This is a genomic window from Pseudoalteromonas sp. RB2-MNA-CIBAN-0110, from assembly GCF_040309305.1.
Lineage (GTDB): Bacteria > Pseudomonadota > Gammaproteobacteria > Enterobacterales > Alteromonadaceae > Pseudoalteromonas > Pseudoalteromonas arctica.
The window spans coordinates 1-5,651 of record NZ_JBEOOQ010000071.1 but is presented as its reverse complement, the minus strand read 5'-3'; the positions used below and the strand labels follow the sequence as shown (position 1 = coordinate 5,651).

The 5,651-nt window shown below is 36.0% G+C and carries 7 protein-coding genes; 4 read left to right on the top strand and 3 right to left on the bottom strand.

The features are described from left to right. Nucleotides 1-188: 188 nt before the first annotated feature. The 3 genes from AAEY68_RS20455 (at nucleotide 189) to AAEY68_RS20445 (ending at nucleotide 2,309) form a co-directional block, all read left to right on the top strand. On the top strand, nucleotides 189-716 hold the full coding sequence (locus AAEY68_RS20455; RefSeq protein ID WP_007583698.1) for a VC2046/SO_2500 family protein: 528 nt from the start codon (nucleotides 189-191) through the stop codon (nucleotides 714-716). 179 nt (nucleotides 717-895) lie between these two features. Beyond that, on the top strand, nucleotides 896-1,198 hold the full coding sequence (locus AAEY68_RS20450) for a DUF6172 family protein (protein WP_002961433.1): 303 nt from the start codon (nucleotides 896-898) through the stop codon (nucleotides 1,196-1,198). A gap of 193 nt (nucleotides 1,199-1,391) precedes the next feature. Next, nucleotides 1,392-2,309, top strand: coding sequence for a GGDEF domain-containing response regulator (locus AAEY68_RS20445; RefSeq protein WP_024594110.1), 918 nt, complete (start codon nucleotides 1,392-1,394; stop codon nucleotides 2,307-2,309). Nucleotides 2,310-2,383: 74 nt separating this feature from the next. Here AAEY68_RS20445 and AAEY68_RS20440 read toward each other — a convergent pair whose 3' ends face one another. The 3 genes from AAEY68_RS20440 to AAEY68_RS20430 form a co-directional block, all read right to left on the bottom strand. Then, nucleotides 2,384-2,863: a YchJ family protein gene (locus AAEY68_RS20440; protein WP_010555087.1), complete on the bottom strand. Its 480-nt coding sequence runs from the start codon at nucleotides 2,861-2,863 to the stop codon at nucleotides 2,384-2,386. Nucleotides 2,864-2,901: 38 nt separating this feature from the next. Beyond that, nucleotides 2,902-3,336 (bottom strand): SulA-like leucine-rich domain-containing protein, encoded by a 435-nt coding sequence (locus AAEY68_RS20435; RefSeq protein WP_007583705.1) that lies wholly within the window; start codon nucleotides 3,334-3,336, stop codon nucleotides 2,902-2,904. Nucleotides 3,337-3,634: 298 nt separating this feature from the next. Next, complete coding sequence (locus AAEY68_RS20430) at nucleotides 3,635-4,099, bottom strand: tetratricopeptide repeat protein (RefSeq protein WP_007583707.1); 465 nt, start codon at nucleotides 4,097-4,099, stop codon at nucleotides 3,635-3,637. A 118-nt stretch (nucleotides 4,100-4,217) separates the two neighbouring features. Here AAEY68_RS20430 and AAEY68_RS20425 point away from each other — a divergent pair, with 118 nt between their 5' ends. Further along, nucleotides 4,218-5,510, top strand: a complete 1,293-nt coding sequence (locus AAEY68_RS20425) for an NCS2 family permease (protein ID WP_010555089.1) — start codon at nucleotides 4,218-4,220, stop codon at nucleotides 5,508-5,510. Nucleotides 5,511-5,651: the final 141 nt, after the last annotated feature.

Below are 5,651 nucleotides of genomic sequence, written 5' to 3'. Positions count from 1 at the left end.
GAGCTGGATTCGAACCAGCGAAGGCTGAGCCGTCAGATTTACAGTCTGATCCCTTTGGCCGCTCGGGAACCCCTCCAATGCAACGGCGCTGATAATAGCAAATTGCGTATTTAAGTAAAGAAAAAAGCTAAAGAAAATTGAAATAAAGCCGATAAATATCTATCAGTTACCACAATCGGCTAAAGACTATGCAAATAGATGATTTGTTAATCACAGAGAGTCAGTTAAACAGTAGACTCAATAATAGTGTGCATGAAAATCGCCGTGGCGAATTTGCACTATTATTAGCGATGCTGTCACATGACGCACTCGACTTTAGTCAATTTCATTTACCAAAAACTGAAATAGATAATTTAGTTATAGAAGAAGAGGCGTTAAGAAAGCAATTTGGCGCAGGTCCAAAGCAACTTTTAGCCCCTGATGAATATAATATGTTGGTTGGACAATTTAATGCATCATTAATATCTCAAGAAGGAGCGCGCTGCGGTATGACAAGTATTAAGTTAAGACAATGCTTAAGCCCTGAACCACTTGCGATTAGAAATGATGACAAGCATATTCCACTTAATATAATAGATAACTGTGAGCTTGCCGTCAGAAGAAGAATTAAAAGCGAACAAACCCAACTAGCCAATCCTCCTATAGATGCAGCTGCTTTTTACGACAGCCTTAATAATGATGCAATACATCAACCACTTCAGCTCATTGCGGTGTGATATATGATTGTAATAATCACCAGTTAATATATGCTTTACAACGGGTCTGCTTTATATATTTGCTAATAATTGATTTAATGAAAAAAAAGCATCCAAAAATTAAATGCAATTGCTATAATGGCGTCAAATGGTATGACATGAAATGCCATTATCATTAAACCAAGGTAATTAGGAACGTAATGAAGAAAACATTCACGCTAAATCACGAGAAAATCAAATACCCTCGTATGGTTGATGCTGCAAAGCACGAAGTGAAAAAATATTTGAAAAGAGAGCGTAATAAAACGCTACCTGAAGATGCTGACTATTGGGCATTTGACTGTAAGTTTGGTAACACAGCTGAAGATGCGCAAGTTGTGCACGTTGCTGAATTAAGTAACCAAATTGGCGAAATTGAAAAGCAAGGTTTGACCTCTTTCTATGTAGAGATTTTAGCTCGACCTGCTCAACGTCAACAGTTAGATTTAGATGATGACGAATAACACCTAATTTAATTAAGTGTTCGAAGTTTTAAAATGAGCCCAAGTGGCTCATTTTTTGTTTTTATGCATTAAAGATTCACCATAAATCATTTTTATTAGTAACCAATAAGTAGAATTTTACTTTATTAACATTTGCATAACAAAATGTAGTGATATAGGGTGTGTTTAATTAAAAAAACAAAACAGTTGTACCATGCCGATAAATTACTCTGACCACCAATTGAAATTAAGCTTAAAGAGCTCTAAGGTACTTGTCGTTGACGATCAGCTATTAAGCTTAATTGTATTAAAAAAAATATTATCAGAGCATTTTAGTGTAACAACAACGAGCTGTGGTGAGGATGCGATTGAAATTTGTAAACATAATCCGCCAGATATAATACTACTCGATATTAATATGGAAGGAATGAGTGGTATTGAAACATGTCTAAAATTAAAAAATATATCTGAAACACAAGATATCCCCGTTATTTTTGTAACCTCATCTGAAAATCAAGAAGAAGAGTGCTGGGAAGCAGGGGCTGTAGATTTTATAAAGAAACCAACTAACTCGGAAACTTTATATAGAAGAGTGCGCGCCCATATTACGATGAAACTGCAACATGACTTACTCAATCAAAAAGTATTTCTAGATGATTTAACAAAGGTATTCAATCGTCGTTATTTTGATGCGCATTTTTCTAAAATGGAACGAAGCGCCTTACGAGAAAAAGTCGACTATGCACTATTACTCATCGATATAGACTACTTTAAGCAATACAACGATCTTTATGGTCATGTGCAAGGCGATACGGTTTTAAACCTTGTTGCACAAACTATTACTAATAGTTTGCAAAGGCCAACCGATTTTGTTGCGCGTTACGGCGGCGAAGAGTTTGTAGTTGTTCTACCGCATACAAGCACTAAAGGTGCGATTTGTGTTGCTGATAAAATTAAACAAAATGTGGTCGATTTAGGAATATTACACAGATATTCAGAATATGACTTTGTGACTATTAGTATTGGCGGTGCAACCCTACAACCGTACGTAAATAACAAAAACACCTTGCAGATCGCAGATGAAAAAATGTATGAGTCCAAAATGCAAGGTCGTAACCAAGTGTGTTTTTAAGTTTAGCTAGCTAATAAATCACTTTGCCACTTAAAAACACCTTGTAGGTGATAAATATTAAATAAGATTATTTATTACACGCTATGACATTTTTTGTACTTTTTATTGCTACCACATGGGCAGTCATCATTTCTGCCCACTTTAATATCTTCAACAGGATATATAGTGCCATCTAAATAACGCCATTGAGTGTTTTCTTTAATAAACTGCGATTTTTCGTGAAGCTCACAAAATAAGTTTTGATAAAAATATTGGGCTTTAAATTCTACAGTGCCGGTATCTCCATCATGGCTTGACCCAATTACATCAAGATTTATAAATCGACAGCTGTTAGCAAAATCATTGATTTCTTTAACCGGATTTTCAGCTTGTTTTTCTTTTGCGTAGGTTTGATAAACATATTCTGCATTTTTAATAACATAAGCACTGAATCGTGAGCGCATAAGTTGTTCAGGAGAATCAGCTTGCTTAACAGATAAGTGAAGCGGCTCGCAGCAATCGGCATAATTGTGCCCACTGCTGCAAAAACATAATGTGGTATTGAGTGAAGTCATAATAATAATACAAAGTCTAAAACATTAGTTTAACAAGCTTATTGGGCGAGTGATATCTCTGTTGTTTGAGACTTTTTAGTAAAACAGTATAGTTTTGTATTCGTTTTACTTAAATCGAACGATAGATTCGTAAGTAGTTGGTTATTAACTATATCGGTCCAGGTAATTACCGCTGCAAAGTTTCCGTTATGTAATGCAGAATTTAATACATACTCTAAATTTACTAGGTGCTTTTGTCTAATAACAAGTAATTTACTTGTATCAATAGAGCATGAGTCAAGTAAAGCTTTGCTAGGTACATGATCTGGAGCAATTAGTAACGTCCATGCATTAGAGCTATTGTATTGGTGTAATACTTTTAAAAGCTCAAAGGTCGCTGAAATTTCATCTTCAATTTGAATCAAATTCACGCAATCGCTTTGCTCATCTTGTTGGTAACTTTTAACTGTTCTTACGGTAATAGGCTGTAACATAATTTCACTCACTGGGTTTTTATACAGTATTCATATACAGTAGTTTATACAGTGCTTTCGTGCAAGCCTTTTATGCTATTTATTTGTACAGTTATTCAGCTTTTGATCATTGTTTTTATTTTTTTAATTTATAATTCTTTATTAATCAGGTTGTTATAGGGTCGTTTTTGAGAAGGTATTCTAAAAATAAATTTTTGAGCAGTGTCTTCATTTTGGGGTTTTATACTGTATAGGATTATCTTTGTAACCATATACAGTATTTTTTTACACTGCATACAGTACTTCTGCCATAGTTAGCTTATGTGTTTTCACTCGTGCGAGGGATCATATGAGAAAACTGGAGTTGGTGGATTTGTTCGTACAAACTTGCCGCATAACATTGAGCATCTTTAAATCGCTTTGTTTCGATATGTTTGCGTATATCTGTAACCGCTGCAGTGGCAGGGGCGTACCCTTGGCTACTTGCTAAGCTTAACCAAGCTACAGCATGAAATACACTTTGTGGCACGCCTTCACCTTTCACAAAAAATAAACCTAAATAAAACTGTGCTCTATGGTTTCCCGCCATTGCAGCAAGTCGCATCCATTTTGCAGCCAATGGAGCTTGATTATTTTTTAAATAATATAGGGCTTTATTTAACGTACTTTGCTCATCTTTTTTATTATCAACGGGCACAGAGGTGTTTTCGGGTTGAGTAACAAAACCTAAAATATTATCTAGCTGTTGCTCTAAGTCTTGCTCACAAGGTGTTGTTTTAAGCATATTGGTTCATTTATTATTTTAACTACTTTAACAGTTTAGTATATAGCAAGGTAAAATGTCCTGTAAAAGATAATTTTTATGTTAAAATCTCGCCACTTTTTACTATCACAAGTTTATTATGTTCGAAGCCTTATTTAAACTGAGCGAAAATAATTCAACAGTTAAACGCGAATGCGTTGCTGGCCTAACTACCTTTATAACTATGGTATACATTGTATTTGTAAATCCGGCTATGCTTGCAGAGGCTGGGATGGATCAAGGGGCTGCATTTGTAGCGACATGTATAGCAGCTGCGATAGGCTGTTTTATAATGGGTTTATGGGCTAATTATCCATTAGCATTAGCGCCTGGTATGGGGCTAAATGCCTTTTTTACGTATGGTGTCGTATTAGGAATGGGTTATACCTGGCAAGCCGCGTTAGGGGCTGTATTTATGTCGGGTTGTATATTTTTGTTTTTAAGCTTATTTAAAGTCAGAGAGTGGATTATTAATGCCATACCTCTGGTGCTCAAGCGAGCAATCGCAACGGGTATAGGTGCTTTTTTAGCATTAATTGCCCTTAAAAATGCAGGCATTATTGTCTCAAGCCCGGCAACATTAGTGCAGTTGGGCGACATTACTTCTCCAGGACCGTTATTGGCTATATTAAGCTTTTTTGTAATTGCAGCGCTTTTATACCGCGATTTTAAAAGTGGCGTGCTTATTAGTATTTTATTAGTGACTGGCATTGCTTTAAGTTTGGGGCTTGTTGAATATCACGGTGTTATGGCTATGCCACCATCAATAATGCCTACTTTTATGCAGCTAGATTTTGCAGCCGCTTTTGATATATCAATGATGAGTGTTATTTTTGCTTTCTTGTTTGTCGATCTTTTTGATACTTCGGGTACATTAGTTGCGGTAACTCAAAAAGCAGGTTTAGCTGATGAAAAAGGTAACATGCCTCGTTTAGGGCGCGCATTAAGTGCTGACAGCTCAGCAACAATTGCAGGTGCGATGCTAGGTACGTCTACGACTACATCGTATATAGAATCGGTTGCTGGTGTATCTGTTGGCGGACGTACTGGCTTAACAGCTGTAGTTGTAGGCATTTGCTTTTTACTAATGATGTTTTTTGCACCGCTTGCACAAATGGTACCGGCTTATGCTACGGCAGGCGCTATTTTATATGTAGCTGTTCTGATGCTGCAAAATTTAAAGTTTGTAAACTGGGATGATATGACCGATGCAATTCCTGTTACTGTGGTATTACTAATGACACCATTAACGTTTTCGATTGCGCACGGTATTGCACTTGGTTTTATATCTTATACAGCGGTTAAAGTCTTGTGCGGTAAGCAAGATCAAGTCAGTATTAGTGTTTGGATATTAACAGCCTTGTTTGTTTTCAAGTTTGCATTTTTGTCTTAATAGCTAACAAAAAATACAAAAAAGCCTGCACAAATTTAAATTTGTGCAGGCTTTTTTTAATGCTTTGTCTCGTCCTGAAATGTGTTTACACATTTAGGATTTATTATGACCAAGTCAAATAATACACCGATCAAACGAACA

What these genes read in the sequence shown, in the direction of transcription:
- AAEY68_RS20455 (WP_007583698.1), top strand. Translation starts at nt 189, where the DNA reads ATGCAAATAGATGATTTGTTAATCACAGAGAGTCAGTTAAACAGTAGA.
- AAEY68_RS20450 (WP_002961433.1), top strand. Translation starts at nt 896, where the DNA reads ATGAAGAAAACATTCACGCTAAATCACGAGAAAATCAAATACCCTCGT.
- AAEY68_RS20445 (WP_024594110.1), top strand. Translation starts at nt 1,392, where the DNA reads ATGCCGATAAATTACTCTGACCACCAATTGAAATTAAGCTTAAAGAGC.
- AAEY68_RS20440 (WP_010555087.1), bottom strand. Translation starts at nt 2,863, where the DNA reads ATGACTTCACTCAATACCACATTATGTTTTTGCAGCAGTGGGCACAAT.
- AAEY68_RS20435 (WP_007583705.1), bottom strand. Translation starts at nt 3,336, where the DNA reads ATGTTACAGCCTATTACCGTAAGAACAGTTAAAAGTTACCAACAAGAT.
- AAEY68_RS20430 (WP_007583707.1), bottom strand. Translation starts at nt 4,099, where the DNA reads ATGCTTAAAACAACACCTTGTGAGCAAGACTTAGAGCAACAGCTAGAT.
- AAEY68_RS20425 (WP_010555089.1), top strand. Translation starts at nt 4,218, where the DNA reads ATGTTCGAAGCCTTATTTAAACTGAGCGAAAATAATTCAACAGTTAAA.